We start from the raw sequence: 25,112 nt of genomic DNA, 5'->3' as shown, positions 1-25,112 counted from the left end.
CCGCACTCCTTGTCCGGGCGCACCACCATCACCACCTGAAAGAGGCACTCTTCGTGCGTAAGAACATCAAGATCACCGCAGCTGCCGCCGCCACCGCCGCCCTCGCCTTCGGCCTCACCGCCTGCGGCACGGACTCCGACCCGGCGTCGAAGTCCGGGACCGGCGCCAACGCCGACACCTCCAAGGCCCTCGTCGTCGCAGCGTCCCCGACGCCGCACGCCGACATCCTGGGCTTCGTCAAGAAGAACCTGGCGGCCAAGGCCGGCCTCAAGCTGGAGGTCAAGGAGTTCACGGACTACGTCCTGCCGAACACCGCCACCGAGACCGGCCAGGTCGACGCCAACTTCTTCCAGCACCAGCCCTACCTGGACGACTTCAACAAGAAGAACAACACTCACCTGGTCTCCGTCGGCACCGTCCACCTGGAGCCCCTCGGCCTCTACTCCAAGAAGGTCAAGGACCTGGGCGACATCAAGTCCGGCCAGACCATCGCCGTACCCAACGACACGACCAACGAGGGCCGTGCGCTCCAGCTCCTCGCCGAGAACGGCCTGATCACCCTCAAGGACGGCGTCGGCACCAGCGCCAAGCTGAGTGACATCACGGACAAGAAGGGCCTGGAGTTCAAGGAGCTGGAGGCCGCAACCGTCCCCCGCGCCCTCAATGACGTGGACGCCGCCGTCATCAACGGCAACTACGCCATCGAGGCCGACCTCAAGCCCGCCACGGACGCCCTGGTGCTGGAGAAGGCGGACGGCAACCCGTACGCCAACATCATCGCCGTGAAGAAGGGCAACGAGAAGGACGCCCGCGTCGAGAAGCTCGTGAAGCTCCTCCACTCCGACGAGGTCAAGAAGTTCATCGAGGACAGCTACCAGGGCTCGGTCATCCCGGCCTTCGGTACCGCAGCCAAGTCCTGACCCCGGCACGGCACTTGTCCGACGAGCCCCGCACACCCCGCCCGGGTGCGCGGGGCTCCGTCGTGCCGACCCGGCCATGCACAAGCTCCGCCCGATGCTGCATGCTGTGCCTTTACACGGTCTTCGGCATGGAGCTGCGCATGACTTCCACCTTTCCGGACATCTCCATCAGCACGGACCGGTTGGTGCTGCGCCCGTTCGACATGGCTGACGTCCCCGCGTACATCGAGATGATGAACGACGAACTCGTCATCGCCTGGACCGAGGCACCCCACCCCTACACCCAGGTCGACGCCGAACGCTGGGTCCGCAGGATCGCTCCTGCACAGCGGACCAAGGGTGACGGCATCGTGCTCGCCGTCACCGAGTTCCTCACCCAGCGCCTCGTCGGCTCGGTCCGGCTGCGCAACACCGACTGGCGCACCCGCGCCACCGAGGCGGCCTACATCACCGCCCCGTGGGCGCGCGGTGAGGGATACGCCACCGAGTCGGTCCTCGCCCTGGCCCAGTGGCTCTTCCGCGACCAGGCCTTCGAGCGCATCGAGCTGCGTACCGCCGCCGACAACACCGCTTCACAGCAGGTCGCACAGAAGCTCGGCTGCATCAGCGAGGGAGTCCTGCGCAACGCCCGCATAGCCCGTTCACAGACCGAGGACGGAGGATGGACCGACATCAGGACCGATCTGATCGTCTGGGGCCTGCTTCCCGAAGACCTCGAAGGGGTGGCCGAAGAGCTCGCCGACGCCGGTGGCTACGGCACCTACAACGACTGGAACTGAGAGCATCCGAATTTTCCGGGGCACCGATGCCGCGCTGGTCCGGACCAGGTAGCCTCACCCTGCCCCCCGGGTAACCATCCCCACCTGCGACAACTTCAGGAGACTGACGACAGATGGCCGACCGGGTCACAGTGATCGGCTGGGACGGCTCGCCACTGACCAGAGCGGCCACGGCCGCGCTCTCGGCCGCCACCCTTGTCGCCGGCGCCGCCCACCACCTCGCGCTGCCCGAAGTCCCGCACGGCGCGGAGCGGATCCGCCTCGGCTCCGTCGACCTCGCAGCCCGCCGGATCGCCGGGCACCGCGGCAGCGCCGTGGTTCTCGCCGACGGTGACCCCGGATTCTTCGGTGTCGTCCGCACGCTGCGCGCACCCGAGCACGGCCTGGAAGTCGAAGTGGTGCCCGCCGTCTCCTCCGTCGCCACCGCCTTCGCCCGTGCCGGCATGCCGTGGGAGGACGCCCAGACGGTCGTCGCCCACCCCCGCACCCTGCGCCGCGCCGTGAACGTCTGCCGCGCCCACCACAAGGTCGCGGTCCTCACCTCGCCCGGTGCGGGACCCGCCGAACTCGCCCTCCTGCTCGAAGGCGTCCACCGCACTTTCGTCATCTGCGAGGAACTCGGCACCGACCGCGAACAGGTCACCGTCGTCACCTCCGACACCGCCGCCGACCACGTCTGGCGCGACCCCAACGTCGTCATCGTCATCGGCGGCGGACCCGAACAGCGGGCCGAAGGAGCCTGGATCGCCGGCCGCCACCCTGCCTACCCCCAGGGCGTACGCGGCTGGGCGCTGCCCGCCGACGCCTACCCCGGCACCGGGGCGGGCGAGAGCGGCGAGGGCGAGGCCCCCGGACTCCGCGCCGCTCAACTCGCCCACCTCGGGCCCCGGACCGGCGACCTGCTCTGGGACATCGGCTCCGGCAGCGGCGCCCTGGCCGTGGAGGCCGCCCGCTTCGGTGCGGCGGTCCTGGCCGTCGACAGCGACCCGGACGCCTGCGCCCGGACCACCGCGGCCGCCCGGGCCTTCGGAGTCCAGCTCCAGGTCGTCGAGGGCCGGGCTCCGCACGTGCTGGAACGGCTGCCCGAGCCCGACGTGGTACGGATCGGGGGAGGCGGCGCCCCTGTCGTCATCGCCGTCGCCGACCGCAGGCCCGAGCGGATCGTGACGCACGCGTCGACCCGGGACGAGGCCGAGGCCCTGGGCGCGGCCCTCACGGAGAACGGTTACACGGTCGCCTGTTCCCTCCTCCAGTCCGTCGAACTCGACACGGCCGCATGGTCGGAGCGCGAACGCACGGTCGTCTTCCTGCTTTCCGCACTGCGTTCGGACCTTGCCCCCTGACCCGGTCGGCATACGGTGCGAGGTAGGCTGGCCGATCGTTGCACCGCTCCCGGACGTTCGTCGCTTCGTTCGTCAATGTCCGGAAAAGGGGACTGTTTTGGCCCCCGTTGTGGTACGGCAGAACCGGGGGACGCGCAACGTGGCGCAGTCCACAGCGAGCCGTGGCGAAATGAACTGCCGCGGCGGCGAACGGCCGCGAGAATGCAGTATGTCCGCGACCGACTCGTGCCGCGCGGCGCGCCCGCTCGTCCCATTGGACGAGCACCGGCGTGCCGTGTTCGGGCGTCCCGGGCGAAGGGCCGAAGGAGCACTGACGATGGGCGAGGGGTACGCATGAGTGACACCGGCCAGATCCCGGGCGAGGGACTGCCGGAGAACGCAGGCATGGTGGAGCAGACGGGCATCCCCGCCCCGGACGCTTACACCTTCCTCGACCCCTCCGAGCATGCGTCCGAGGACGACGACCTCCTGCTGATGCCGAGTCCTCAGGGCGCCTGGAGCGAACCCCAGGCCGGCCAGGCCCCGATGCCCGAGCAGGGCGGCGGGTACCAGCCCGGCCCTGAGCCGCAGCAGCAGCACATGCTGCTGGGTGACGGCGGGGCACAGGTCCCGGCCCAGTTCCAGGAACAGGTCCCGGCGTACGCCATGCAGCAGGCCGCCGCCGAGTCGCTCCAGGCGAGCGGCCAGGGAACCCATGAGTCCGGTGGCCGCAACTCCGGGCATGTCGACCTCGGCGGTGTGCGTATCCCGTCACCCGTCCCCGCACCGGCGCAGGCCCAGGTTCCCGTGGCCCAGACCCAGGCACCCGTGCGCCGCCCGCTGCACCGCGGCCCGGCCTCCGCCGAATCCGGCCCCTCCTACGGTGGTACGTCCGCAGGCGTGGTCCGTTCGCTGGCCGACCGGGGCCCGGCGGGTACGCCCCAGCCGCAGGTCCAGCCCCAGACGCAGGCTGCCGTTCAGGCCCCCGCACGGCACGCCGGCCCGGCCACCGCCGAACCCGAGTACTTCGAGCTGCCGGCCGACGAGGTGGCCGCGCTCCCGGGACCGCAGCTCGGCGAGATCCCGCCGCAGGGCGCAGGCCAGTGGGCGGCCCAGGCGCCGCCGCAGGCCGCCGTGGAGGCGGAGCCGTCGGTACCGGAGGTGACGGCAGCAGAAACGGTCGTCCCGGAGACGGCCGTTGCGGAACCGGTGACCGAGGAGCCCGTGGCCGAGGTGCAGGCGGAGGAGCCCGCGCCGATCGCGCAGCCCGTCGAGCCGGTAGCCGTCGAGCCGGTAGCCGTCGAGCCCGCGCCCGTCGTGGCCGAGGAGCCGGTACCCGCACCCGCGGCGGTCATGGTGCCGGCCGAGGCGCCCGAGGAGGCCCCTCAGGCCGAGGTCCCGGCGGAACCCGCACCCGTGCACGTGGCACCGGCCGAGGCCGCGCCTGCTGAGGCCGTCGCACCCGCTGAGGCCGTCGCACCCGCCGAAGCCGTCGTACCCGCCGAGGCCGTCGCATCCGCCGAGGCCGTCGTACCCGCCCAGGCCGTAGCCCCGGTCGAGGCCGTACCCGCCGATGAGTCGGCCGCCGAAGCCGTGCCTGCCGAAGCCACGCCCGTCGAGGATGCGGCCGCCGAAGCCCCGCTGGCCCCTGCCGCGGCCACCGAGACCGGACCCGCCGCGGAAGCACAGGCCGAGGCAGTCCCGGTCGAGGTCGCGGCAGCCGTGCAGCCGCCGGTGGAGCCGGTGCCCGACGGAGCGTCCCCGGGCCGGTTCGTGCCCGTGGCCGGCTCGCTGCCGACCACACCCGACCCGGCCCCGACGCCCGTGACCGAGCCGCCGGTGGAGCCCGTGGCCCTCGTCGCGGAGCCCGGGACGGCCGAGGTGGCGGAAGCGGTGGCGGTCATCGGGACCACCGCCCCGGAGCCCGTGGCCGTGCCCGAAGCGGAGACGGGCCCCGAGGTCATCGAGACCCCGGACCTCACGGACAGCCACCCCGAGCCCGTACAGCCCGAGGCCACCGGGACGACCGAGCCGCTGGCCCGGGCCGCCGAGCTCGTGGAGACCGCCCAGGCCGCTGCTCCCGCAACGGCCGGCGAGCCCGAAGTCTCCGATGCCCCGGCCCCGGAGGCCGAAGAGGCGCCCCCCGCCTCGCCACCCGCCCCCGGCTATGACGACGCCGAGCGCGAGGCCGTCATGCGGGTCATGCGCGAGCGCCGCGACATCCGTAACGGATTCCGCAGCGACCCCATCCCGCACGAGGTGCTCCTGCGGGTCCTCGAGGCCGCCCACACGGCGCCCAGCGTCGGGCACTCGCAGCCCTGGGACTTCGTCGTCATCCGTTCCGCCGAGACCCGCCGCTCCATGCACGAACTGGCGCAGCGCCAGCGCGAGGCGTACGCGAAGTCGCTCCCCAAGGCGCGGGCGAAGCAGTTCAAGGAACTGAAGATCGAGGCGATCGTCGACACCCCGGTCAACATCGTCGTCACGGCCGACCCCACCCGCGGCGGCCGGCACACCCTCGGCCGGCACACCCAGCCGCAGATGGCCCCGTACTCCTCGGCGCTCGCCGTCGAGAACCTGTGGCTCGCCGCACGCGCCGAAGGCCTCGGCGTCGGCTGGGTCAGCTTCTTCGACGAGCGCGAGATGGTCCGTGCCCTGGGCCTGCCCGAGCACCTCGAAGTCGTGGCGTACCTCTGTGTCGGTTACGTCGACGAGTTCCCGGAGGAGCCGGAGCTGATGCAGGCGGGCTGGTCCAAGCGGCGCCCGTTGTCCTGGGTCGTCCACGAGGAGACGTACGGCCGCCGTGCCCTGCCCGGCGAGGAGCCGCACGACCTGCTCCAGGAGACCATCTCCAGCATCCGGCCGCTGGATGCCAAGGCGCTGGGCGAGGCGTGGGAACGGCAGAAGCGGATGACCAAGCCGGCCGGGGCGCTCGGCATGCTGGAGATCATCTCGGCGCAGCTCTCCGGGCTCTCCCGGATGTGCCCGCCGCCGATCCCGGAGCCCGCGGCCGTCGCGATCTTCGCGGGCGACCACGGCGTGCACGCCCAGGGCGTCACGGCCTGGCCGCAGGAGGTCACCGGCCAGATGGTCGCCAACTTCCTCGGCGGCGGCGCGGTCTGCAACGCCTTCGCGGCCCAGGTCGGTGCCGAGGTGTGCGTCGTCGACGTCGGCGTGGCCTCGGAGCTGCCCGCGACCCCCGGCCTGCTGCCCCGCAAGGTGCGCGCCGGAACGGCGGACTTCACGACGGGCCCCGCGCTCACCCGCGAGGAGGTCCTGGCCGCGATCGAGGTCGGTATCGAGACCGCCCGCGACCTGGTCGCGGCAGGCAACAAGGGCCTTCTGACCGGCGAGATGGGCATCGCCAACACCACGGCGTCGGCCGCCCTGATCTGTGTGTACACGGGGATGGACCCGGCCGAGGTGACCGGCCGCGGCACCGGGATCAACGACGAGATGCACGCCCGCAAGGTCGATGTGGTGCGCCGCGCGCTCGACCTGCACCAGCCGGATCCGGCCGACCCGATCGGCGTGCTGGCTGCCGTGGGCGGCCTGGAGCACGCAGCGATGGCCGGGTTCCTGCTCGGCGGGGCATCGCTCCGCACGCCGGTCATCCTCGACGGTGTGAGCGCGGGTGCCGCGGCCCTGGTCGCACGCGCCATCGCGCCGGAGGCCCTGGCCGCCTGCATCGCGGGCCACCGCAGCGCCGAGCCCGGCCACGTCGCCGCGCTCAACAAGCTGGGTCTGCGCCCGCTGGTCGACCTCGACCTCCGCCTCGGCGAGGGCACGGGCGCGCTGCTGGCGCTGCCGATCGTGCAGAGCGCGGCCCGTGCGATGCACGAGGTGGCGACGTTCGACTCGGCGGGTGTCACGGAGAAGTAGCCCGCACCTCCGATGCCGGAGGGGCTTGAGAACCAGCCCCTCCGGCGTTCGAGTAGCGAGCCCGGGGGCGGACTCCCGGTCACGGGAAGGGGGCGGGGAACAGGCCGGCCGCGAGGCGCCCACGCCTGCCACCCCGCGCACCCCACCCCGTATCGTGAACCCCGCCCCACAACACCGCACGTCACAGCCGCTCCACCGCCGCAGCGGCCGCAGCCCCCGCATCGCACGAGGAGCCCGCACCGCCATGGCCGAGCACGTCGATCACCCCGCCTACCCCGTCGGACTGCGCCTGAGCGGGCGCCGCGTAGTCGTCGTCGGCGGCGGCCAGGTCGCGCAGCGCCGCCTCCCCGCCCTCATCGCGGCCGGCGCCGAAATCGTCCTCGTATCACCGTTCGCCACCCCGTCCGTCGAGGCGATGGCGGACGCCGGCGAGATCCGCTGGGAGCGTCGCCCGTACGCCGAAGGCGACCTGGCCGACACCTGGTACGCCCTCATCGCGTCCGACGACACGACGGCCAACGACGCCGCCTCCGCCGAGGCCGAGCGCACCCGCACCTGGTGCGTCCGCAGCGACAACGCGGACGCCGCCACCGCCTGGACCCCCGCCACCGGCCGCAGCGAGGGCGTGACGGTCGCGGTGCTGACCACCGACGCGCACGGCCGGGACCCGCGCCACTCCGCCGCCGTCCGCGACGCCATCGTCGAGGGCCTGCGCGACGGCACCCTCGCCGCCCCCCACCACCGCACCCGGGCCCCCGGTGTCTCCCTGGTCGGCGGTGGACCCGGAGACCCGGACCTGATCACCGTCCGCGGCCGCCGCCTCCTCGCCGAGGCGGACGTCGTCATCGCGGACCGGCTCGGCCCGCGCGACCTGCTCGACGAACTCCCGCCGCACGTCGAGGTGATCGACGCCGCCAAGATCCCCTACGGCCGCTACATGGCGCAGGAGGCGATCAACAACGCGCTGATCGAGCACGCCAAGGCCGGCAAGGCGGTCGTCCGGCTCAAGGGCGGCGACCCGTTCGTCTTCGGGCGCGGCATGGAGGAGGCCCAGGCGCTTGCCGCCGAAGGCATCCCGTGCACCGTCGTCCCGGGCATCTCCAGCTCGATCTCGGTGCCCGGAGCGGCCGGCATCCCCGTCACCCACCGCGGTGTCGCCCACGAGTTCACCGTGGTCAGCGGCCACGTCGCCCCGGAAGACGAGCGTTCACTGGTCGACTGGGAGGCACTCGCCCGGCTGCGCGGCACCCTGGTCCTCCTGATGGCCGTCGACAAGATCGGCGCCATCGCCCGTACGCTCATCGCCCACGGCAAGTCCGCCGAGACCCCGGTCGCGCTGGTCCAGGAAGGGACCACCGCTGCCCAGCGCCGCGTCGACGCGACGCTCGCGACGGTCGCCGAGCGGGTCGTGGCCGAGGACGTCCGCCCGCCCGCCGTCATCGTCATCGGCGACGTCGTCGCCGTCGGCGTCGCGGCCGCCGGACGGACCACTGAGTAACCATCGGTAACGGATCTTTCTCCAGACCGTTGGCACCACACACCGGACAAGGCAGTATCAACCTGTGGCTGATCTCATCACCGTCGACGACCCCGACGACCCCCGTCTGAGCGACTACATCGGTCTGACCGACGTCGAGCTCCGGCGCAGGCGAGAGCCCGCCGAGGGCCTCTTCATCGCCGAGGGGGAGAAGGTGATCAGACGCGCCAGGCACGCCGGGTACGAGATGCGTTCCATGCTGCTCTCGGCGAAGTGGGTCGACCTGATGCGCGACGTCATCGACGAGGTTCCGGCGCCCGTCTACGCGGTCAGCCCCGAACTGGCCGAACGTGTCACCGGCTACCACGTGCACCGCGGCGCCCTCGCCTCCATGCAGCGCAAGCCGCTGCCGACAGCCGACGAACTGCTCCGCACGATCCGTCGCGCAGCCGGCACGGAGGCCGGCGACGACCACACGGACACCGGCGCGATCCCGCCTTCAGGGCCACAGGAACGTGCTGGTCAATGTCGTATCGCGATCTTCGAGGACATCGTCGATCACGCCAATCTGGGTGCGGCCTTCCGGAACGCGGCGGCTCTGGGAGTGGACGCCGTGTTCCTCACCCCGCGCTGTGCCGACCCTCTTTACCGGCGGGCCGTGAAGGTGTCCATGGGCGCTGTTCTCGCCGTCCCGTACGCCAGGTTCGAGTCATGGCCGCGTGACGCCGATGTCATCCGGAAGGACGGCTTCGTGCTCGCGGCCCTCGCCATCTCGGCGAGTTCCATCACTCTGGACGAGCTCGCCGGCCGTCGTCACGAGAAGCTCGCCCTGATGCTGGGCACGGAGGGGGAGGGACTGTCGGCCGGGGCGCTACTGGCCGCCGACGAGCATGTGCGCATCCCGATGGATGCCGGCGTCGACTCCCTGAACGTGGCCGCTGCCTCAGCTGTCGCCTTCTACGCCACCCGGCCGAGGTCCGACTGACCCGGAAGCCCAGGATCGTGCTCGCGTCATGAGCTCACGGGCGGTTGCCCGGGCTCGCAGGAACGCGGCAGCGACCCGGCGGCCTACTCGCCATCTGTCCGGACCCCGGCCAGCAGACTCCCGAGCGCCGCGAACAGGGCCAGGAACCCGGCGGTCGCGCCGACGCCGACGTCGTCCTCGACCACATGGCCGCCGAGGAAGATCCAGGTCACCGCACCGACCATGACCAGCAGATGGTTGCCACGCTCCCTCAGCACCCGCATCCCCGCCCACAGCAGCAGAGGCATGGACATCACCCCGGCGACCCCCGCGAACAGCAATTCCAGGAACCCCCCGGCGAACAACGCGTCCTGATCGGCCGCCGCCACACCGAAGGCCCACTCCCTGCAGGACGTCCAGATCCAACAGCAGACGACGGCGGACACCGCCGACACCGCAACGCCCTTCACCCAGCGGGCAGTCCTGCGGTTCGTCATGGCGTCAGCCTTCCATGCCACAGGGACGGCGACCTGAGTACGAGTACTCAGCTCCGTCGCCGGGAACCGGGCAGGGGCCGCCGCGTCCGACCGCTGCGCGGTGGCCCCGGGCCGTCCGGAAAGCTGGTGGCTCCGAGGTGCGTGGCTACTGCTCGCCCTGCCCCTGGGTCTGGCCCGCGCCGAGACCACGGGCCGGGCCCTGGCAGCCCTGAGCCGCCGCGATACCCAGCGCCACCAAAAGCGTCACCACGACGAAGACCACCAACCGCTGCCGCAGCAGTCGCGGATTGGCAGGACGTCGGCCGGTCGACGTCGAGCGTGTGCCGGGCCGGGTACCGGGCCTGCCGTTCGTCCCGACCGCGCCCTGAGACCTCCTGCCCGACCGTGTCGTACTGCGCGGCGGCTGCTGCGCGGGCCGCGAACCCCCGGTGCGGGGCGACGCCGGACGCGGCGCCGCCGCCTGCCGGCTCTGCGGCCGGGACAACGGAGCGGGGCCGGGCGCGCGGCGCGTCTGCTGCTCGGTGTACGGGCCGTCCAGACGGCCGGTCGGCCGGTCGGCCTCCTGTGCCGAACGCTGGGCGGGCGGCCGGCTCTCGTGCAGTCCCTGCGCCTCCCGCGCCGCGATCTCCTTGAGCCGCATGGAGAGTTGCAGCGTGCTGGGCCGCTCCTCCGGGTCCTTCGCCAGACAGGCGCTCACCAGCGGAGCGAGCGCGTCGTGCACGTCGTACAACTGAGGCTCCTCGTGCACCACGCGGTACAGCATCACCTCGGAACTGCCGTGCCCGAAAGGCGAATCGGCCATGGCCGCGTACGCCAGCGTGGCACCGAGGGAGAAGACGTCCGTCGCGGGCGTCACCGCCGCGCCCCGCACCTGCTCGGGCGCGAGGAAGCCGGGTGAACCCACGGCGGTACCCACGTGCGTGAGTGTGGACGCTCCGGTCGCCCAGGCGATCCCGAAGTCGATGATCCGCGGGCCCTTGGGGGACAGGAGGATGTTCGACGGCTTCAGGTCACGGTGGACGACACCGGCCTCGTGCACCGCCACCAGGCCCTCGGAGAGCGCGGCCCCGATCGAGGCCACCTCCGCGGCAGACAGCGGACCCTCCTCGGCCACCTTGTCGTGCAGCGAGGGCCCCGGGACGTACTGTGTCGCGAACCACGGGCGGTCCGCCTCCAGGTCCGCGGCGACCAGCCGTGCCGTACAGCCGCCGCGGATCCGCCGGGCGGCGGACACCTCGCGCGCGAACCGCGAGCGGAACTCCTGATCCTCCGCCAGGTCGGGCCGAATCACCTTCAGCGCCACCCGCTGGCCCCGCCGGTCCGAGCCGAGATAGACGACACCCATGCCGCCCGCCCCGAGTCGCCGGTGCAGCCTGAACGAGCCGACGACACGCGGGTCCTCGCGCCGGAGCCGCATCATCGCCATGTCTGCCCATCCCCGCTGCCTGGTCCGCCTGACGAGGCACAGCTTACGTACCCGTCGCCCGGGGCGCTCAGAGGCCGCGCCCTCGCCGGAGAATCGATTGTCAGTGCCGGGTGGGAAACTTGAGGAGTGGTCAGGGAGCCGCGGATCCATGCTCCCAGGCCCGTGCGAGATCTCAATGGTCCGTCGCAGAAGGGGGATTGGATCAATGAAGGGCGATCGAGTCGAGATAGTCGTGGACGCCGGGGACACGACCCGAACCTACGAAATGGTGGCCTCCAGAGCAGGGCGCAGGGTGGAGACGGCGGTCCGCCGAGGGGTGGTCGAAGTGAGTGAAGTCACGAGGAACGGCTCCGTGGTGCGCACCGCCCGCTTCATGGCGACCAGGGTGCTCGCCCTGGTCGAACAACCGGTTCCCAGGGAGGACGCCTCCGAGCGTCCCCTCCGGGATGACCCCAACGCCGGGTAGGACCGTCTCCACCCAGGGGAGTACGCCGAGTGCCCACGGCTCATCCTCCGGGAGGCCCGGCATTCGGTACGCGGGCATGACGCCGCCCGCTTCCCGGATCCCTAATGTTGAAGTCATGCGGCGGGCGTCGCACTCGTCCCCCGAGGTCAAACGCCCGCCGCTCCACATCAGGTCAGGAGAGGAATCATGGCGGACACGGCAGCGCGGACGATGATCCGCACGCAGGGACGCAGGGCCTACGCCTCGTTCGGCAGCCGCCCGTCGTCCGGCAAGCGCCACCCGTTGGTGGCGACGGCCATGGTTCTTCCTCTGGCGGCCCTGCTCGTAGTCGTCTTCGGCGGCTGGGACGCAGTGGTCACACAGGCGTCGTCCGTGGGCGTGATGCTGGGGCGCTGAGCGGCGCCCCGGGTCCGGAAGAGCGGTCCGGACCGGGACATCCGGCCAACAACCCCGTGGGGACGGGGGTGCGGCGGACGGCAGCGTTTGTCCGGTCAGCTGGGGAGCTGACCGGACATCGCGCTGTCCGGGGCCGTACGGCCACGGGCGGATGCTGCATGGTCCGGAGCCCGGGCCCCGGTGGTCCGGAGAACCGGCCCGGAGGCCCGGCCCCGAAGGCGTACACCCCGTGCACCGGTCGGCCGGCGCGGTCCGCGTACGCTCTGCGGCGGGTGCGGCGCCGGCCGGGCCCGCCGATCCTGTGCCACCGGGGGAGTCCGTGACCACCGCAGTCGTACGTGCGCTGGGCGCCCTGGCCCATGAAGCGGCGCACGCCCGTTCCGGACCCCGGTGCGCCTGCCCGGCGCCGGCCGTCCTCGCGGACCGGTCGGACGGCACCGTGGTCCGTTGCGGCCCCGTCGTCGCCAAGGCCCACGCCGCCGGTACGGACACTGCCGCGCTGTCCGTACGTCTCGGCCTGGCCGCCGACCCCGGTCTGGCCGGCATCCTGCTCACCCCTCTCGTCGTACAGCCCGCCGCGGGACCGGCGGTGTCCGGCGCCGCCTCGCCGTACCTCACCGAGCTGCACGGCCGTCCGGTCACCCTGTGGCCTCACGGGGAGCCCGTGGACCCGGGCGACCCCGACACGGCGCCATGGGAGGAGGCGGCTGTCCTGCTGGCCCGCCTCCACCGCGCCCGGCCTGTGCCATGTCAGCCCGGACCCGGACCCGGACCCGGACCCGGCCCCGGACCCGGCCCCGGCCCCGGACCCGGCCCCGGCCCCGGCTCCGGCGCACCGGACGTACGGGCGACGCCGCTCGTCCTGCCCGCCATGAGGGGCCCGGCGAAGGCCGCGCTCGCCGTGGCCCGGATGCGGGCGGCCCGGCCGGGCGATCCGGCCACGGCCCCCGTGCTCGCGGCCTGGCGCGGGCTGCCGCCCTGGGTGCGGGACGAGGCCCCCGCTCCCGCGCACCGTGCGCCCGCTCTCTGCCACGGCGATCTGCACCTGGGCCAGCTCGTCCGGCATCCCGCGCCGCACGGTGCGTGGTTGCTGATCGACGTCGACGACTCGGGACCGGGCGACCCCGCCTGGGACCTCGCACGCCCCGCCGCCTGGTACGCGGCCGGGCTGCTGCCCCCCGAGGTCTGGTTCCGCTTCCTGGGCGCCTACCGGGCCGCGGGCGGCCCCGCGGTACGCGCCGACGGCGACCCGTGGCCCGAGCTGGACCTCGCGGCCCGTGCCCTGACCGTACAGACGGCGGCGCTGGCCCTCGCCAAGTCCGCGGCGGAGCGCAGGGTTCCGGATGAGGTGGAACAGGTGATGATCGACGCCTGTGCCCGAATTGCCGCTCTCCCGCCCGAGTTGGCCGCCGACCACTCGTCGTAGGGTGAACCGACCGCCGCCGGGCATGCATTCCGGCGACGGCTAACCGACGGCGAGGAGTGAGCCCGCAGATGCAGTGTCCCAAGTGCCACGCACAGATGCAGACGTACAACCGCAACGGCATTCAGATCGAGCAGTGCAGCGGCTGCCGGGGGATATTCCTGGACTACGGCGAGCTGGAGTCCCTGACCCGCATCGAGGCGCAGTGGACGCAGCAGGCTCCGCCGGCGCCGCCCGCCCCGCAGGCCTACCCGGCCGCCCCCGCGCCCGCCTGGGGCGCCCCGCAGCACCACGGTGGACACCACCAGGGCCACTACCGGCAGAAGAGCTTCGGCCGGATGCTCTTCTCGTCCTGATCCGGACCACCGCGCGCCGCGGTCCGGACGGAACATGTCCGGGCCGCGGCGCGGGCGCGCGGGACAACGACGAAGCCCCGGTCGTCGAGACGACCGGGGCTTCGGGCTGTGCGCGATACTGGGATTGAACCAGTGACCTCTTCCGTGTCAGGGAAGCGCTCTCCCGCTGAGCTAATCGCGCAGGGTGACCCTGCGTGTACTGCGTGCGCGATACTGGGATTGAACCAGTGACCTCTTCCGTGTCAGGGAAGCGCTCTCCCGCTGAGCTAATCGCGCGGGGGTCCTTGCGGACCGGTGGACGATACTGGGATTGAACCAGTGACCCCTTCCGTGTCAGGGAAGTGCTCTCCCGCTGAGCTAATCGTCCTTGGAGGTGGAGACGGGATTTGAACCCGTGTAGACGGCTTTGCAGGCCGTTGCCTCGCCTCTCGGCCACTCCACCAGGGGCGGGGGTTCGGGAAGATCCCCCACCTTCTGCGAGCGGACGACCAGGTTCGAACTGGCGACCTCAACCTTGGCAAGGTTGCGCTCTACCAACTGAGCTACGTCCGCTTGTCGGTTCCGGTTCACTTGCGTGTCCCGGCGACGTGTTGAACTCTAGCGGATTCCGGGGCCAGTACAAAAACGCGTTTGTGCAGCGTGCTGAGGTGCGCTCGCCCCGGCGCAGGTCACCGCGCGCCGTCCTAGACTCACCGACGTGCACGACCTCGCCCCAATGGCCCGCTTCGGCGGCCTCGTCGCCTCCGATCTGCAGGATGTGACCAGTGATCCCGCAGCCCTCGACTCGTCCGGCTTCTGGGCGGTGTCGGCCGATTTCGAAGGCCGGCTCGTCTGCGCCCGTTTCGCCACCGTGCGCACCGCGGCCGTGCCCGCACCGGTGCGCGGCGCATGGCGCGGCCCTGCCGCCGGTGACTGGACCTCCTCCCTCGACCGCGCCGCGTACACGGCGGGTGTACGACGTATCCGTGCGTACATCGCGACGGGCGAGGTCTACCAGGCCAACCTCTGCCGTGTGATGACGGCGCCGCTGCCCGATCCGACCGCGGCGGACGTGGACGCCCTCACCGCACTCCTGGCGCGCGGCAACCCGGCCCCGTACGCAGGAACGATTCGGCTTCCCGGTCACGGTGTGGAGATCGCGACCGCTTCACCCGAGCTGTTCCTGCGCAGGGACGGTCGCACGGTCTCGTCCGGACCGATCAAGGGCACCGGCCGCACCGAGGCCGATCTGCTGGAGAAGGACCACGCCGAGAACGTGATGATCGTCGACCTGGTCCGCAACGACCTGGGCCGGGTCTGTGCCGCCGGTTCGGTCACGGTCCCCGACCTCTGCGTCGTCGAGAAGCACCCGGGCCTCGTCCACCTCGTCTCGACCGTGCGCGGCCGGCTCGCCGACGGCGCCGGCTGGCCGGAGCTGCTTGCCGCGGCCTTTCCGCCGGGTTCGGTGACCGGGGCACCCAAGTCCAGCGCGCTGAGGATCATCGAGGAACTGGAGACCGCCCCGCGCGGCCCGTACTGCGGCGGCATCGGCTGGGTGGACGCCGACCGGGCCACCGCCTCGCTCGCCGTGGGCATCCGCACCTTCTGGACCGACCACACGGGCGCCGTCCCGGTGCTGCGGTTCGGCACCGGCGCCGGCATCACCTGGGGCTCGGATCCGGAACGCGAATGGGACGAGACCGAACTGAAGGCGTCCAGGCTGCTCGCGGTAGCGTCGGGCGCATACGAAGCAACCGGAAGGACCGCACCATGAAGATCTGGGTCAACGGGGGACTGCGGGCCGCCGACGATGCCCGGGTGTCCGTGCTCGACCACGGGCTGACCGTCGGCGACGGCATCTTCGAGACGGTGAGGACCGCCGACGGCAGGCCGTTCGCGCTCACCCGCCACCTCGACCGGCTGACCCGCTCCGCCCTGGGCCTCGGCCTGCCCGCGCCCGACCTGGACCAGGTGCGCCGGGCCTGCGGCGCCGTCATCGAGGCGAACCCGGCCGCGCTCGGCAGACTCCGCATCACCTACACCGGCGGGATCTCGCCGCTCGGCTCCGACCGTGGCACCGCCGGACCCGGACTGGTCGTCGCTCTGGACGAGGTCAAGCGCCGCCCGGACACCACCGCGGTCATCACGGTTCCCTGGACGCGCAACGAACGCGGCGCGCTCGCCGGGCTGAAGACCACCTCGTACGCGGAGAACGTCGTCGCCCTCGCCCGCGCCCGCGAGCAGGGAGCCTCCGAGGCGCTGTTCGCCAACACCGTCGGCCGGCTCTGCGAGGGCACCGGCTCCAATGTCTTCGTCGTCCTCGACGGACAGCTGCACACCCCGCCGGTCGCCTCCGGCTGCCTGGCCGGGATCACCCGCGCACTGGCCGTGGAGTGGACCGGGGCGCAGGAGACGGACCTGCCGTTCGACGTTCTGGACCGGGCCGAGGAGATCTTCCTGACCTCCACCCTCCGCGACATCCAGGCCGTCCACCGGGTCGACGGCCGGGAGCTGCCCGGCGGTCCGGGACCGGTGACCGCCAAGGCGATGCGCGTCTTCGACGAGCGGGCCGCCGACGATCTGGACCCGTGACCGGTACGCCCGCCAGGGACGGGCGCGGGCCCGTCCCGCGGACTCGCACCGGAAAAGCGGATGACGGGCCCGTGCGCAGGGGATAGACAACCTCTGATGACCACGACACTCCGGCCGTCCGGGCCGATCCAGTCAGGCGCCGACGGCGCACAGAGCCGGGCGTACGACGTCTGCGACAACGGGCGGCCGGTCGGCGCCGTCGAAATCGGCACCGCGCCCGGCTCGGGCGGCGGTACGGGGGAGCTGCGGGCCCTGCGGATCGACGAACCGGTCCGGCGTCGTGGACGCGGCACCATCGCCGCGCTGGCGGCCGAGGAGGTGCTGCGGGGCTGGGGCTGCACCCAGGTGCAGACGGGCGTCGCCGCCGACGACACCGCGGGGCAACGGCTGACGGCGGCACTCGGCTACACCGAACGCAGCCGGAACATGGTCAAGCAGCTGCCCTCCGAACCCCCGGCACTGCCCGGCGGACTGAGCGCACGGCCGATGGCGCCCGAGGAGTACACGGCCTGGGAGGGCGGCGCGATCGCCGGGTACGCGGAGAGCCTGGTGGCACGCGGCATCCCGCAGGAGTCGGCGCTGCGGGCGGCCCGCGCCTCGCACGCCAGGCATCTGCCGCAGGGGCTCGCCACCGAGGGCGCGCAGCTGCATCACCTCGTCCATGAGGACGAGAAGGTGGGGTTCGTCTGGGTGGCGCAGTTCGAGATGCACCCAGGCCGGCTGATCGGCTACGTCTTCGATGTCGAGGTGGACGAACGTTTCCGGGGGCGGGGATACGGCCGGGCGCTGATGCTCCAGGCCGAACGCCTCGCGCTCGCGGCCGGCGACACTCTGCTGGGCCTGCACGTCGTCACAGCCAACAGGCCGGCGCTCCGGCTGTACGAGTCGCTCGGCTACGAGCCCACCCGGTACAACCTGGCCAAACCGCTCTGACCCGGCACCCGGCGGCCAGGGCCTCTCGTTTGGATCATGCAGGGCTCGCGGGGTCCGGTACGCACTCCCCCGAGGTCTCGGCTTCGCTCGACCAGGGGGACCCCTCCGGCGTTGTCGTCGGTCGCCGACTCCGCAGTGACTCGCTCCTCCGCCTTGCGACTGCACGCACCGGACCCCGCTCCCTTGTCCGGCCTGATCCAACCGGGCGGCGGGTCAAAGCGGCGCGCGGGGCCGTGCGTGCGGGTGGGCGGGCGGCGCCGGGGCGTCGCCGGCAGCCGGCCCGCTCTCCCCCCTCAGCCCTGTCCGGCGAGCAGCCGGTCGGCGATCGCCTCGATCCGCTCGCGCAGTCCTTCCTGGCTCTTGCCGCCGTCCAGACGCTCGCCACCGATCACGTACGTGGGCGTGCCAGTGACCCCGATCGCCTTGCCCTCGGCCTGGTCGGCGTCGACGATCAGCATGTGCCGGCCGTCGATCAGGGCCGTGTCGAACTCCTCGGCGTCCAGACCCAGCTCCCCCGCCAGCTCGACCAGCAGCGGCTCGCCGGTACGGCCGAGGTCGGCGGTGCGGGCGAGCACCGCCTCGATGTACGGCCAGCCCTTGCCCTGCGCCGCAGCCTCCTCGGCGGCCTGCGCCGCCGCGTGGGCGTGCTGGTGCTTCTCCAGCGGGAAGTGCCGGAAACGGATGTCGATCCGGCCGCCGTACCGGGCGCGCAGGGCGTGCACATCGGTGAGGGCGTGGTGGCAGTCGGGGCACTGGAGCTCGCACCAGACATCGAGGACGACCGGTGCTGCGGGGGTGGAATCGCTCATGGGGCCAGTCTCCCAGGACACACGGGGGGCGCCGCGACCGGCATCGGGTGGAGCAGGCGGCGGTCGGCGCCTCAAACCGGCCCCGGTGTGGGCCGAACGGCACCTGGGGAGGATCCCGGCCCTGAAATGTCCCTGATGCGGGCTCGGAGCATGGCCGCCCGCCCCGTCGCCGGTGCAGGATGGAAGGGACGTTTCCCCTGCGCCTGGAGGCACTGATGCTTGCCGAGACCATTTGCTCCGCGGTGTCCGCGGCGGGCCTGGGCATCGCCGCCGTCACCGCGTACCGGAAGCGGTTCCTCACGGCGACCAGGATCGCCGCCTACTCCCTGGTCCCGATCGGCCTGGTGCTGACCGGCGTCGTCGAGTGGGTGTCGGACATCGCCTTCAAGCCCAGCGTCTGGCTCGGCTTCGGGGTGCTGGGGGTGGCCTGGCTGCTGTTCATGACGACGCGTGCGATCGAGCGCCGCGGCGGGGGCACCCGCAAGGAGCGCAAGGCGGCGGCCCGGGCCGCGCAGGGCGAAGCGGTGGCGCCGGCGGCCTCGGCCTCCTCGCTGGGGGCGGGAGTACCGGCCACCGAGCCGCGACAGAAGCCGAAGCCGAAGCAGCAGTCCGCCGCCGCAGGGCAGGGCGACGACTTCAGTGACATCGAGGCCATCTTGAAGAAGCACGGCATCTGACAGCCGCCCCCGCCTCCGGCGCACTCCCCGGCCCGCTTCGGAGGCCGGGCGAACCCTGCATGCCTGAATCGATTCAGGCATGATCCTTGACGGCGTTCAGCCGGAGGGCTAGCGTCCCGACCGGATTGAAACAATTCATTCACTCCGTCCGTACGATGGGGTGACGCCGCTTGACGAGCGCGGCCGGGGCAGTGGGGCAGGACTAGTGGCGCGTGTGGCAGGGATCAAGGATGTGGCCCGGCAGGCCGGGGTCTCCGTGGGCACGGTCTCCAATGTGATCAACCGCCCCGAGGCAGTGCTGCCCGATACCAGGGCCCGGGTGCTGGCCGCCATCGAGGAGCTCGGATACGTCCGCAGCGAGTCGGCCCGCCAGCTCAGGGCCGGCCGCAGCCGGATCATGGCGCTCCTCGTCCTGGACATGGGCAACCCCTTCTTCGTGGACGTGGCCCGCGGCGCCGAGCGCGCCGCCCGGCAGGCGGGACTCGGTGTCATGGTCTGCAACAGCGGCCAGAGCCCCGCGGAGGAGGCCGAATACCTCGGCCTCTTCGCGGAACAGCGCGTATGCGGCGTACTGGTCACCCCGGCCGACGCGACCGGCCGCAACCTCGAGTCCTTCGCCCGCCACCGGATTCCCTACGTTCTGGTGGACCGGGTGGCATCCGGTACGGGGACGTGCGCCGTCTCCGTCGACGACGTGCGGGGCGGCACCCTGGCCGTCGGTCATCTGATCTCGGCCGGGCACCGCTCGGTCGCGTACGTCAGCGGACCCGGCGACCTGCACCAGATCAGGGACCGCCGTCAGGGCGCGTTGTCCGCGCTCTCCGAGGCCGGGCTCCAGCCCGAGGCGCTCGTCGAGATCCCCTCCGACCGCCTCGACGTGGCGGCGGGCCGTGACGCCGGGGCCCGCCTGCTCGGGCTCGTCCCGCGCCCCACCGCCGTGTTCTGCGCGAACGACCTGCTCGCCCTGGGCGTGCTCCAGGCCCTGTACGCGGCGGGGGTACGGGTGCCGCAGGACATCGCCATCGTCGGATACGACGACATCGAATTCGCCGCCGCCGCTGCCGTACCGCTCACCTCGGTCCGCCAGCCCGCGGTCGTGATGGGCCGGATGGCCGCCGAACTCCTGCTGGAGGAGGCGGACGACGAGGACGGTACCCACGAGCACCGCAGCGTCGTGCTCCAGCCGGAACTCGTCGTGCGCGCATCGAGCTCCACGCCCCGCTGAGCCCTGTCGCCCGGCCCTCACCCCGAACCGTCCTCTGCCGTTCCTTTCCGCATGCCCGAAATGGAGACGCCGTGTCCCTGTTCGACCTGCCCTTGGACCAACTCCGCACCTACCGGCCGGAGTCCGGTGAACCCGACGACTTCGACGCCTTCTGGCGCCGCACCCTCGACGAGGCCGGTGCGCACCCGCTGGACGCCGAATTCATCGCCTACGACGCCGCGTTGAGCAACGTGGATGTCCAGGACGTGTCGTTCGCCGGCTGGGGCGGCCACCGCATACGTGCCTGGCTGAACGTACCCGCCGGCGCCGAGGGGCCCTTGCCGACCGTCGTCCACTACCTCGGCTACGGCGGCGGGCGCGGACTCCCTCTCGACCACCTGGTCTGGCCCGCCGCCGGCTGGGCCACCCTGGTCGTGGACACCCGAGGCCAGGGTGCCGTCAACAGCCACTCGGCGGGTTCCACCGCCGACCCGCACGGCGGCGCCAACCCGCAGTCGCCCGGATTCATGACCCGCGGGATCCTCGACCCCGACGAGTACTACTACCGCCGGGTGTTCACCGACGCGGTGCGCGCCGTCGAGGTGGCCCGCGCCCACCCGTCCGTCGACCCGGACCGGATCGTCGTGCACGGCGGCAGCCAGGGCGGCGGCATCGCCCAGGCGGTGGCGGGGCTGAGCCCCCACGTCAAGGCCGCGCTCGTCGACGTACCGTTCCTGACGCACTACCGGCGGGCCGTCGAGATCACCGACAAGGACCCGTACCAGGAGATCGTGCGTTTCCTGGCAACCCAGCACGGCCACGCCGACCAGGTGTTCCGGACTCTTTCCTACTTCGACGGCATCAGCTTCGCCGCCCGGGCGGACATGCCGGTGCTGTACTCCGTGGCCCTCATGGACCCCATCTGCCCGCCGTCCACGGTCTTCGCCGCCTACAACAACTGGGCAGGCCCCAAGGAGATCGAGGTCTACCCCTGGAACGGCCACGAGGGTGGCGCATCGGCCCATCGCGGGGTGCAGCTGCGTATGCTGCGCGACCTGGGCTGACGGGACCGGACCGCGGGCCGGGGGCTCGGGGGCGGAGTTCCGAAGCCTGACGGGGGAGCGGAGTTCCGAAAGCCTGACGCGTGATCGGACGCCGGAGCGATTCGGTGCACCCTTCGGGGGGTGAACTCCCGTCACGAAAAGGTGTGTTGACCGCCAATGAGGGCCGGTCTGCGTCATGATCGTCCCGAGATGGTGGACACCTCCCGGGGCGATGCCCCCGCACCCCCTGCCGAAGAGCCGCGTGGCTGCCTCTTCGCGCTTTCCCAGCCCCCTCTGATGATCTTCCTCACGGTGATCGGCGGCCTGCTGCTGATGGCCGCGTTGCACGATCTCTTCGTGCTGTGAGCCGTCAGCCGGCCGCTTCCCTGCGGCGCGCCCGGTATGCGGCGACGTGCAGGCGGTTACCGCAGGTGCGGCTGGAGCAGTAGCGACGGGAGCGGTTGCGCGAGAGGTCGACGAAGGCGCGCCGGCAGTCCGGCGCCTCGCAGCGCCGCAGCCGCTCCGTCTCGCCGGCCACGATGATGAACGCGAGGGCCATGCCGCAGTCGGCTGCCAGGTGGTCGGCCAGCGAGGCGTCCGGCGCGAAGTAGTGCACGTGCCAGTCGTAGCCGTCGTGGTTGCTGAGCTGCGGCGTGGTGCCCGCGGCGGCCACGAGCGCGTTGACGAGCGAGGCGGCGACCTGCGCGTCGGCCGCGGCGAAGACGTCGGCGAACCGTGCCCGTGCGTCGTGGACGGCGCGGAGGTCCTTGTCGTCGAGCTCGTTCACCCCGCTCACCCGGTGGCGTCCGGCGAACGCGTACAACGCCTCGATGTCGGCGAGCCCGTCGACGGGGGAGCCGCCCTCGGGCTGCTCGCTCTCCGGCGCGGTGTTCACCAGATCGACCACCGTTTCGAGGGCGATCCGGGTGTCGTGGGGGATCAGCACGCTTCCGCTCCCTGGCCTCCGGCGGGCGGACGCCCGCCGATGGCGGCTGACTCTACTGGCTCACCTCCGGCGCGCAGGGGCGCGAGGGGCCTTTGGGGCCCCTGGGGCGCACCTGTCGACCAGACCCGGAACGAAGCGGTGCCCGCGGGTGCCTGGGGGTGCGTGAGGGCCTCGGTGGGGGCGTGCCGGGGCGGCAGGGGCGTGGTGGGAACGCGGACCGGCGCCGCCACCACGGTGGATTCCGTGGTGGCGGCGCCGGTGTCAGCCGTATGAGGTTGTCCGTGCGGCGCCGTCTCCCCGAGTCGACGGCGCCGTGCGGCTCTCTGCCTGGCTCAGCTCTCGGCCAGGATGTGTGAGAGCTCCGTATCGAGATCGAAGTGACGATGCTCGGTCCCCGGCGGAACCGCGGCGTCGGTCCTCTTCAGGAACGACTCCAGGGCTCGTGCAGGGGCCTCCAGCAGGGCTTCGCCCTCTGGGGAGCTCAGTGCGATACAGACGACGCCCTGGCCGTGACTACGGGATGGCCAGACGCGGACGTCTCCGGTGCCGGTGGGCCTGTGCAGCCCCTCGGCAAGGAGGTCGCGGGCGAAAACCCACTCGACCGTCTCCTCCGCTCCGGTGTGGAAGGTGGCGTGCACGGCATACGGATCGGCCGTGTCATACCGCAGGCCCGCGGGTACAGGCAGTGAGGACTCGCTCGACACAACGAGGCGCAGGTGCAGCTCGCAGCTGACCGTGGTGTTCATAAGCGCCAGGGCCTTTCGCTCAGTGTGCGCTCGGGGATTCGCACGTCGGCGAAATCGACATGCCACCTACGGTGGCGTTGTAAACCCCTCTGACCGTTTTGTGATCCTTCAGGTAGCTAGTACAGCGGTGTGTAACTTTGGGTTATGCGGCCATTCCGGTGACGAGGAGCGTTCCGGTAGGTTGGCCCCCATGAATGCGGAGAGTGACGAGCGGGACGGGGCCGCCGCATCGGCGGATCCGGCGCCCGCGACGGGGGACGTACCGAAGAGCGTGACGGGGGACGTCACGGAGGGTGTGACGAAGGAGGACCGGGAGCTCGGCTCCAGGGCGCCCGGGTTCATCAAGGCGTCCAGGACGCTGCACCTGAGCTGGCAGGTCGGCGTGTTCGTGGTCGGCCTGGCCGTGGTGGCGGCGGGCATCGTCATGCTGCCGCTGCCGGGCCCCGGCTGGCTGGTGATCTTCGGTGGCATGGCGATCTGGGCGACCGAGTTCGTCTGGGCCCAGCTGGTGCTGCGCTGGACGCGGCGGAAGGTCACCGAGGCCGCCCAGCGCGCGCTCGATCCCAAGGTCCGGCGGCGCAACATCGCGCTCACGGCGATCGGGCTCGTGATCATCGCGGTGCTGGTGGGGATCTATGTGTGGAAGTTCGGAATCGTCATGCCGTGGAAGATCCACGAGTGACCCGGAGGTGGTCGGGGGGCGCCGCTGACATGGGGTAATGTTTGGCGTGCGCCCGGGCGATTAGCTCAGTGGGAGAGCGCTTCGTTCACACCGAAGAGGTCACTGGTTCGAACCCAGTATCGCCCACCCCGGACCGACGGCCCGGAAGCTTCAAGAAGCTTCCGGGCCGTCGGCGTTTCCGGGTATCCCGTTGAAGCGCTTCGATCGATTTTCGTCCCAACCATTGACGTCGCCGGTGCCGCTCCTTACTTTGACCCGGCAAGCGCTTTCTAAAACGATTCAATCAAGCGTAGGGGCGAACTATGTCTCGGAACCAGGGCATGGACCGGCGGCAGATGCTGAAGCTCGCGGGCTTCTCGGCTGCCGGTCTCGGGCTGACCGCGGCCGGCTGCGGCTCGGGCAGCGGGTCGAGCGGGCCGGTCACCATCCGGCATGCCTGGTGGGGCGCCGACGACCGGGCGAAGAAGGTCCAGGAGTGCGTCAAGCTCTTCGAGAAGAAGCACCCGAAGATCAAGGTGAAGACGGACTTCCAGCAGTACCCGGACTTCTGGAAGAAGTTCAACACCCAGGCGGCCGGCGGCAACCCGCCGGACGTCATCCAGAACGCCGTGACCTTCCTGCGCAAGTACGAGGCGAAGAACGTCCTGCTCGACCTCAACCCGCAGGCGAAGAAGGGCAACCTCCAGCTGGACGGCTTCCGCGCCGGACTGGAGAAGTTCGCCGAGATCGACGGCAAGCTGCTCGGCGTACCGGTCGGCAGCAACTCGATGTCCCTCGTCATCGACGAGAAGGTCTTCGAGAAGGCCGGCGTCGACCACAGCCTCGGCTGGACGTGGGACGACTGGTACGCGGGCCTGCAGAAGATCAAGTCCGGCCAGGGCATAGCCGGCGACTCCGGTCCCCACGGCGTCATGTACCTGTACGACCTGGTCCTCCGCCAGAACGGCAAGGCGTTCTTCACCGAGGAGGGCATGGGCTTCGGCGAGAACGAACTGCTGCCCTACTGGACCGAGGCGCTCGACCGGGTCAAGTCCGGTGTCTACGCCGACCAGAAGAAGGTCGAGCAGATCAAGCCTGCCTCAGCCCTCGCCAAGGGCCTCTCGGCCGGTGAGTTCACCTGGGACAACTTCTCGGTCCGCTACAGCGCCGAGGGCAAGAGCAGTTACAGCCTCGCGCCCATCCCGAGCACCGACGGCAAGAAGACCGGCCAGTACCTCGGCTCGCTGATGCTGAGCGGCACGGCCCGGACCAAGCACCCCGCCGAGGTCGCGACCTTCATCAGCTTCATGACCCACGACCCCGCGGTCGCCCGCATCATGGGCTACGACCGTGGAGTCCCCGCCACCACCGCGCAGTTCGAGGCCTTCCAGCCCACCGACGCCCCGAGCAAGGCGATAGCCGCGTACGAGACCGAGATCGCCAAGGCCGGCGTGCTGGAGCCCATCACCCCGCACCCGGCCGGCGCCGACGTCGTCGAGGCGGCGTTCCTGCGCATCGCGGGCGACATGTCCCTGGGCAAGGCCTCGCCGGAGGACTCCGTGAAGCAGTTCTTCTCCGAGGCCAAGACCGCCCTCGCCTCGAACTGAGAGGAGT

Annotated in this window: 24 protein-coding genes and 6 tRNA genes; 20 read left to right on the top strand and 10 right to left on the bottom strand. The window is 71.6% G+C overall.

Going from position 1 to position 25,112, the window contains the following annotated elements:
* Positions 1-53: 53 nt before the first annotated feature.
* From SH922_RS06730 to SH922_RS06705, 6 genes are all read left to right on the top strand, one after another.
* Positions 54-920, top strand: a complete 867-nt coding sequence (locus SH922_RS06730) for a MetQ/NlpA family ABC transporter substrate-binding protein (protein WP_393055838.1) — start codon at positions 54-56, stop codon at positions 918-920.
* A gap of 101 nt (positions 921-1,021) precedes the next feature.
* Complete coding sequence (locus tag SH922_RS06725) at positions 1,022-1,699, top strand: GNAT family N-acetyltransferase (protein ID WP_359084279.1); 678 nt, start codon at positions 1,022-1,024, stop codon at positions 1,697-1,699.
* A gap of 113 nt (positions 1,700-1,812) precedes the next feature.
* Positions 1,813-3,042 (top strand): precorrin-6y C5,15-methyltransferase (decarboxylating) subunit CbiE, encoded by a 1,230-nt coding sequence (gene cbiE / locus SH922_RS06720; RefSeq protein WP_393055833.1) that lies wholly within the window; start codon positions 1,813-1,815, stop codon positions 3,040-3,042.
* Between the two features lie 333 nt (positions 3,043-3,375).
* The gene (gene cobT, locus SH922_RS06715; RefSeq protein WP_393055829.1) at positions 3,376-6,903 is read left to right on the top strand and encodes a nicotinate-nucleotide--dimethylbenzimidazole phosphoribosyltransferase; all 3,528 of its coding nucleotides are present in this window, start codon (positions 3,376-3,378) and stop codon (positions 6,901-6,903) included.
* 244 nt (positions 6,904-7,147) lie between these two features.
* Complete coding sequence (gene cobA, locus SH922_RS06710; RefSeq protein WP_393055826.1) at positions 7,148-8,401, top strand: uroporphyrinogen-III C-methyltransferase; 1,254 nt, start codon at positions 7,148-7,150, stop codon at positions 8,399-8,401.
* Positions 8,402-8,465: 64 nt separating this feature from the next.
* Complete coding sequence (locus SH922_RS06705; RefSeq protein ID WP_393055823.1) at positions 8,466-9,365, top strand: TrmH family RNA methyltransferase; 900 nt, start codon at positions 8,466-8,468, stop codon at positions 9,363-9,365.
* 83 nt (positions 9,366-9,448) lie between these two features.
* Here the strand turns inward: SH922_RS06705 and SH922_RS06700 are convergent, their stop codons facing one another.
* Both SH922_RS06700 and SH922_RS06695 read right to left on the bottom strand, forming a co-directional pair.
* Positions 9,449-9,841 (bottom strand): hypothetical protein, encoded by a 393-nt coding sequence (locus SH922_RS06700; protein WP_393055820.1) that lies wholly within the window; start codon positions 9,839-9,841, stop codon positions 9,449-9,451.
* 145 nt (positions 9,842-9,986) lie between these two features.
* Positions 9,987-11,267: a protein kinase gene (locus SH922_RS06695; protein WP_393055817.1), complete on the bottom strand. Its 1,281-nt coding sequence runs from the start codon at positions 11,265-11,267 to the stop codon at positions 9,987-9,989.
* A 205-nt stretch (positions 11,268-11,472) separates the two neighbouring features.
* On the opposite strand from SH922_RS06695, the gene SH922_RS06690 reads away from it, so the two are divergent.
* From SH922_RS06690 to SH922_RS06675, 4 genes are all read left to right on the top strand, one after another.
* Positions 11,473-11,733, top strand: a complete 261-nt coding sequence (locus SH922_RS06690; RefSeq protein ID WP_356317275.1) for a hypothetical protein — start codon at positions 11,473-11,475, stop codon at positions 11,731-11,733.
* Positions 11,734-11,919: 186 nt separating this feature from the next.
* Positions 11,920-12,129, top strand: coding sequence for a hypothetical protein (locus SH922_RS06685; protein WP_359143113.1), 210 nt, complete (start codon positions 11,920-11,922; stop codon positions 12,127-12,129).
* Positions 12,130-12,448: 319 nt separating this feature from the next.
* Entirely contained in the window at positions 12,449-13,555 is a 1,107-nt protein-coding gene (locus tag SH922_RS06680; protein ID WP_393055812.1) for a phosphotransferase family protein, read from the top strand.
* 68 nt (positions 13,556-13,623) lie between these two features.
* On the top strand, positions 13,624-13,908 hold the full coding sequence (locus SH922_RS06675; protein WP_393055809.1) for a zf-TFIIB domain-containing protein: 285 nt from the start codon (positions 13,624-13,626) through the stop codon (positions 13,906-13,908).
* A gap of 109 nt (positions 13,909-14,017) precedes the next feature.
* Here SH922_RS06675 and SH922_RS06670 read toward each other — a convergent pair.
* From SH922_RS06670 to SH922_RS06650, 5 genes are all read right to left on the bottom strand, one after another.
* Positions 14,018-14,089 (bottom strand) — tRNA-Val (locus SH922_RS06670).
* Positions 14,090-14,112: 23 nt separating this feature from the next.
* A tRNA-Val gene (locus SH922_RS06665) sits at positions 14,113-14,184 on the bottom strand.
* Positions 14,185-14,203: 19 nt separating this feature from the next.
* Positions 14,204-14,275: transfer RNA gene (locus SH922_RS06660), tRNA-Val, on the bottom strand.
* A 1-nt stretch (position 14,276) separates the two neighbouring features.
* A tRNA-Cys gene (locus SH922_RS06655) sits at positions 14,277-14,350 on the bottom strand.
* Positions 14,351-14,387: 37 nt separating this feature from the next.
* Positions 14,388-14,460 (bottom strand) — tRNA-Gly (locus tag SH922_RS06650).
* A 163-nt stretch (positions 14,461-14,623) separates the two neighbouring features.
* Between SH922_RS06650 and SH922_RS06645 the strand changes: the two genes are divergently transcribed.
* From SH922_RS06645 to SH922_RS06635, 3 genes are all read left to right on the top strand, one after another.
* Entirely contained in the window at positions 14,624-15,661 is a 1,038-nt protein-coding gene (locus SH922_RS06645; protein ID WP_393063477.1) for a chorismate-binding protein, read from the top strand.
* A complete protein-coding gene (locus tag SH922_RS06640) occupies positions 15,658-16,479 on the top strand; it encodes an aminotransferase class IV (RefSeq protein ID WP_393055806.1) in 822 nt (273 codons plus the stop codon). The genes SH922_RS06645 and SH922_RS06640 overlap by 4 nt, the downstream gene beginning before the upstream one ends.
* Before the next feature lie 96 nt (positions 16,480-16,575).
* Entirely contained in the window at positions 16,576-17,412 is an 837-nt protein-coding gene (locus SH922_RS06635; protein ID WP_393055803.1) for a GNAT family N-acetyltransferase, read from the top strand.
* 293 nt (positions 17,413-17,705) lie between these two features.
* Here the strand turns inward: SH922_RS06635 and SH922_RS06630 are convergent, their stop codons facing one another.
* The gene (locus SH922_RS06630) at positions 17,706-18,221 is read right to left on the bottom strand and encodes a DsbA family protein (RefSeq protein WP_393055800.1); all 516 of its coding nucleotides are present in this window, start codon (positions 18,219-18,221) and stop codon (positions 17,706-17,708) included.
* A 215-nt stretch (positions 18,222-18,436) separates the two neighbouring features.
* Between SH922_RS06630 and SH922_RS06625 the strand changes: the two genes are divergently transcribed.
* The 4 genes from SH922_RS06625 to SH922_RS06610 all read left to right on the top strand — a co-directional run bounded on the left by SH922_RS06625 (position 18,437) and on the right by SH922_RS06610 (position 21,511).
* Positions 18,437-18,898 (top strand): hypothetical protein, encoded by a 462-nt coding sequence (locus tag SH922_RS06625; protein ID WP_393055797.1) that lies wholly within the window; start codon positions 18,437-18,439, stop codon positions 18,896-18,898.
* Positions 18,899-19,103: 205 nt separating this feature from the next.
* Positions 19,104-20,123 carry a LacI family DNA-binding transcriptional regulator gene (locus tag SH922_RS06620; RefSeq protein ID WP_393055794.1) on the top strand — a complete coding sequence of 340 codons (1,020 nt, stop codon included), beginning with the start codon at positions 19,104-19,106 and terminating at the stop codon, positions 20,121-20,123.
* A gap of 71 nt (positions 20,124-20,194) precedes the next feature.
* Positions 20,195-21,166, top strand: coding sequence for an acetylxylan esterase (locus tag SH922_RS06615; protein WP_393055791.1), 972 nt, complete (start codon positions 20,195-20,197; stop codon positions 21,164-21,166).
* Positions 21,167-21,355: 189 nt separating this feature from the next.
* Positions 21,356-21,511, top strand: coding sequence for a hypothetical protein (locus SH922_RS06610; protein WP_164494018.1), 156 nt, complete (start codon positions 21,356-21,358; stop codon positions 21,509-21,511).
* Positions 21,512-21,515: 4 nt separating this feature from the next.
* Here SH922_RS06610 and SH922_RS06605 read toward each other — a convergent pair whose 3' ends face one another.
* Together SH922_RS06605 and SH922_RS06600 are read right to left on the bottom strand one after the other, a co-directional pair.
* Positions 21,516-22,091 carry a CGNR zinc finger domain-containing protein gene (locus tag SH922_RS06605; RefSeq protein ID WP_393055787.1) on the bottom strand — a complete coding sequence of 192 codons (576 nt, stop codon included), beginning with the start codon at positions 22,089-22,091 and terminating at the stop codon, positions 21,516-21,518.
* 332 nt (positions 22,092-22,423) lie between these two features.
* On the bottom strand, positions 22,424-22,837 hold the full coding sequence (locus SH922_RS06600; RefSeq protein ID WP_003959770.1) for an SsgA family sporulation/cell division regulator: 414 nt from the start codon (positions 22,835-22,837) through the stop codon (positions 22,424-22,426).
* Positions 22,838-23,027: 190 nt separating this feature from the next.
* Between SH922_RS06600 and SH922_RS06595 the strand changes: the two genes are divergently transcribed.
* The 3 genes from SH922_RS06595 to SH922_RS06585 all read left to right on the top strand — a co-directional run bounded on the left by SH922_RS06595 (position 23,028) and on the right by SH922_RS06585 (position 25,105).
* Positions 23,028-23,519 carry a TIGR02611 family protein gene (locus tag SH922_RS06595; protein WP_393055785.1) on the top strand — a complete coding sequence of 164 codons (492 nt, stop codon included), beginning with the start codon at positions 23,028-23,030 and terminating at the stop codon, positions 23,517-23,519.
* 54 nt (positions 23,520-23,573) lie between these two features.
* A tRNA-Val gene (locus SH922_RS06590) sits at positions 23,574-23,645 on the top strand.
* 176 nt (positions 23,646-23,821) lie between these two features.
* Complete coding sequence (locus SH922_RS06585; protein WP_393055782.1) at positions 23,822-25,105, top strand: ABC transporter substrate-binding protein; 1,284 nt, start codon at positions 23,822-23,824, stop codon at positions 25,103-25,105.
* The last annotated feature ends 7 nt before the right edge of the window (positions 25,106-25,112 follow it).

The sequence above is a fragment of the Streptomyces sp. LN549 genome, assembly GCF_043203805.1.
Classification (GTDB): domain Bacteria; phylum Actinomycetota; class Actinomycetes; order Streptomycetales; family Streptomycetaceae; genus Streptomyces.
This window is presented reverse-complemented; position numbering and strand designations above follow the sequence as displayed.

Excerpts from the sequence above, each read along its gene's own strand:
- SH922_RS06725 (WP_359084279.1), top strand. The coding sequence starts at position 1,022 with ATGCTGTGCCTTTACACGGTCTTCGGCATGGAGCTGCGCATGACTTCC.
- cbiE (WP_393055833.1), top strand. The coding sequence starts at position 1,813 with ATGGCCGACCGGGTCACAGTGATCGGCTGGGACGGCTCGCCACTGACC.
- cobT (WP_393055829.1), top strand. The coding sequence starts at position 3,376 with ATGAGTGACACCGGCCAGATCCCGGGCGAGGGACTGCCGGAGAACGCA.
- cobA (WP_393055826.1), top strand. The coding sequence starts at position 7,148 with ATGGCCGAGCACGTCGATCACCCCGCCTACCCCGTCGGACTGCGCCTG.
- SH922_RS06700 (WP_393055820.1), bottom strand. The coding sequence starts at position 9,841 with ATGACGAACCGCAGGACTGCCCGCTGGGTGAAGGGCGTTGCGGTGTCG.
- SH922_RS06695 (WP_393055817.1), bottom strand. The coding sequence starts at position 11,267 with ATGGCGATGATGCGGCTCCGGCGCGAGGACCCGCGTGTCGTCGGCTCG.
- SH922_RS06690 (WP_356317275.1), top strand. The coding sequence starts at position 11,473 with ATGAAGGGCGATCGAGTCGAGATAGTCGTGGACGCCGGGGACACGACC.
- SH922_RS06685 (WP_359143113.1), top strand. The coding sequence starts at position 11,920 with ATGGCGGACACGGCAGCGCGGACGATGATCCGCACGCAGGGACGCAGG.
- SH922_RS06675 (WP_393055809.1), top strand. The coding sequence starts at position 13,624 with ATGCAGTGTCCCAAGTGCCACGCACAGATGCAGACGTACAACCGCAAC.
- SH922_RS06645 (WP_393063477.1), top strand. The coding sequence starts at position 14,624 with ATGGCCCGCTTCGGCGGCCTCGTCGCCTCCGATCTGCAGGATGTGACC.
- SH922_RS06640 (WP_393055806.1), top strand. The coding sequence starts at position 15,658 with ATGAAGATCTGGGTCAACGGGGGACTGCGGGCCGCCGACGATGCCCGG.
- SH922_RS06635 (WP_393055803.1), top strand. The coding sequence starts at position 16,576 with ATGACCACGACACTCCGGCCGTCCGGGCCGATCCAGTCAGGCGCCGAC.
- SH922_RS06630 (WP_393055800.1), bottom strand. The coding sequence starts at position 18,221 with ATGAGCGATTCCACCCCCGCAGCACCGGTCGTCCTCGATGTCTGGTGC.
- SH922_RS06625 (WP_393055797.1), top strand. The coding sequence starts at position 18,437 with ATGCTTGCCGAGACCATTTGCTCCGCGGTGTCCGCGGCGGGCCTGGGC.
- SH922_RS06610 (WP_164494018.1), top strand. The coding sequence starts at position 21,356 with ATGGTGGACACCTCCCGGGGCGATGCCCCCGCACCCCCTGCCGAAGAG.
- SH922_RS06600 (WP_003959770.1), bottom strand. The coding sequence starts at position 22,837 with ATGAACACCACGGTCAGCTGCGAGCTGCACCTGCGCCTCGTTGTGTCG.
- SH922_RS06595 (WP_393055785.1), top strand. The coding sequence starts at position 23,028 with ATGAATGCGGAGAGTGACGAGCGGGACGGGGCCGCCGCATCGGCGGAT.
- SH922_RS06585 (WP_393055782.1), top strand. The coding sequence starts at position 23,822 with ATGTCTCGGAACCAGGGCATGGACCGGCGGCAGATGCTGAAGCTCGCG.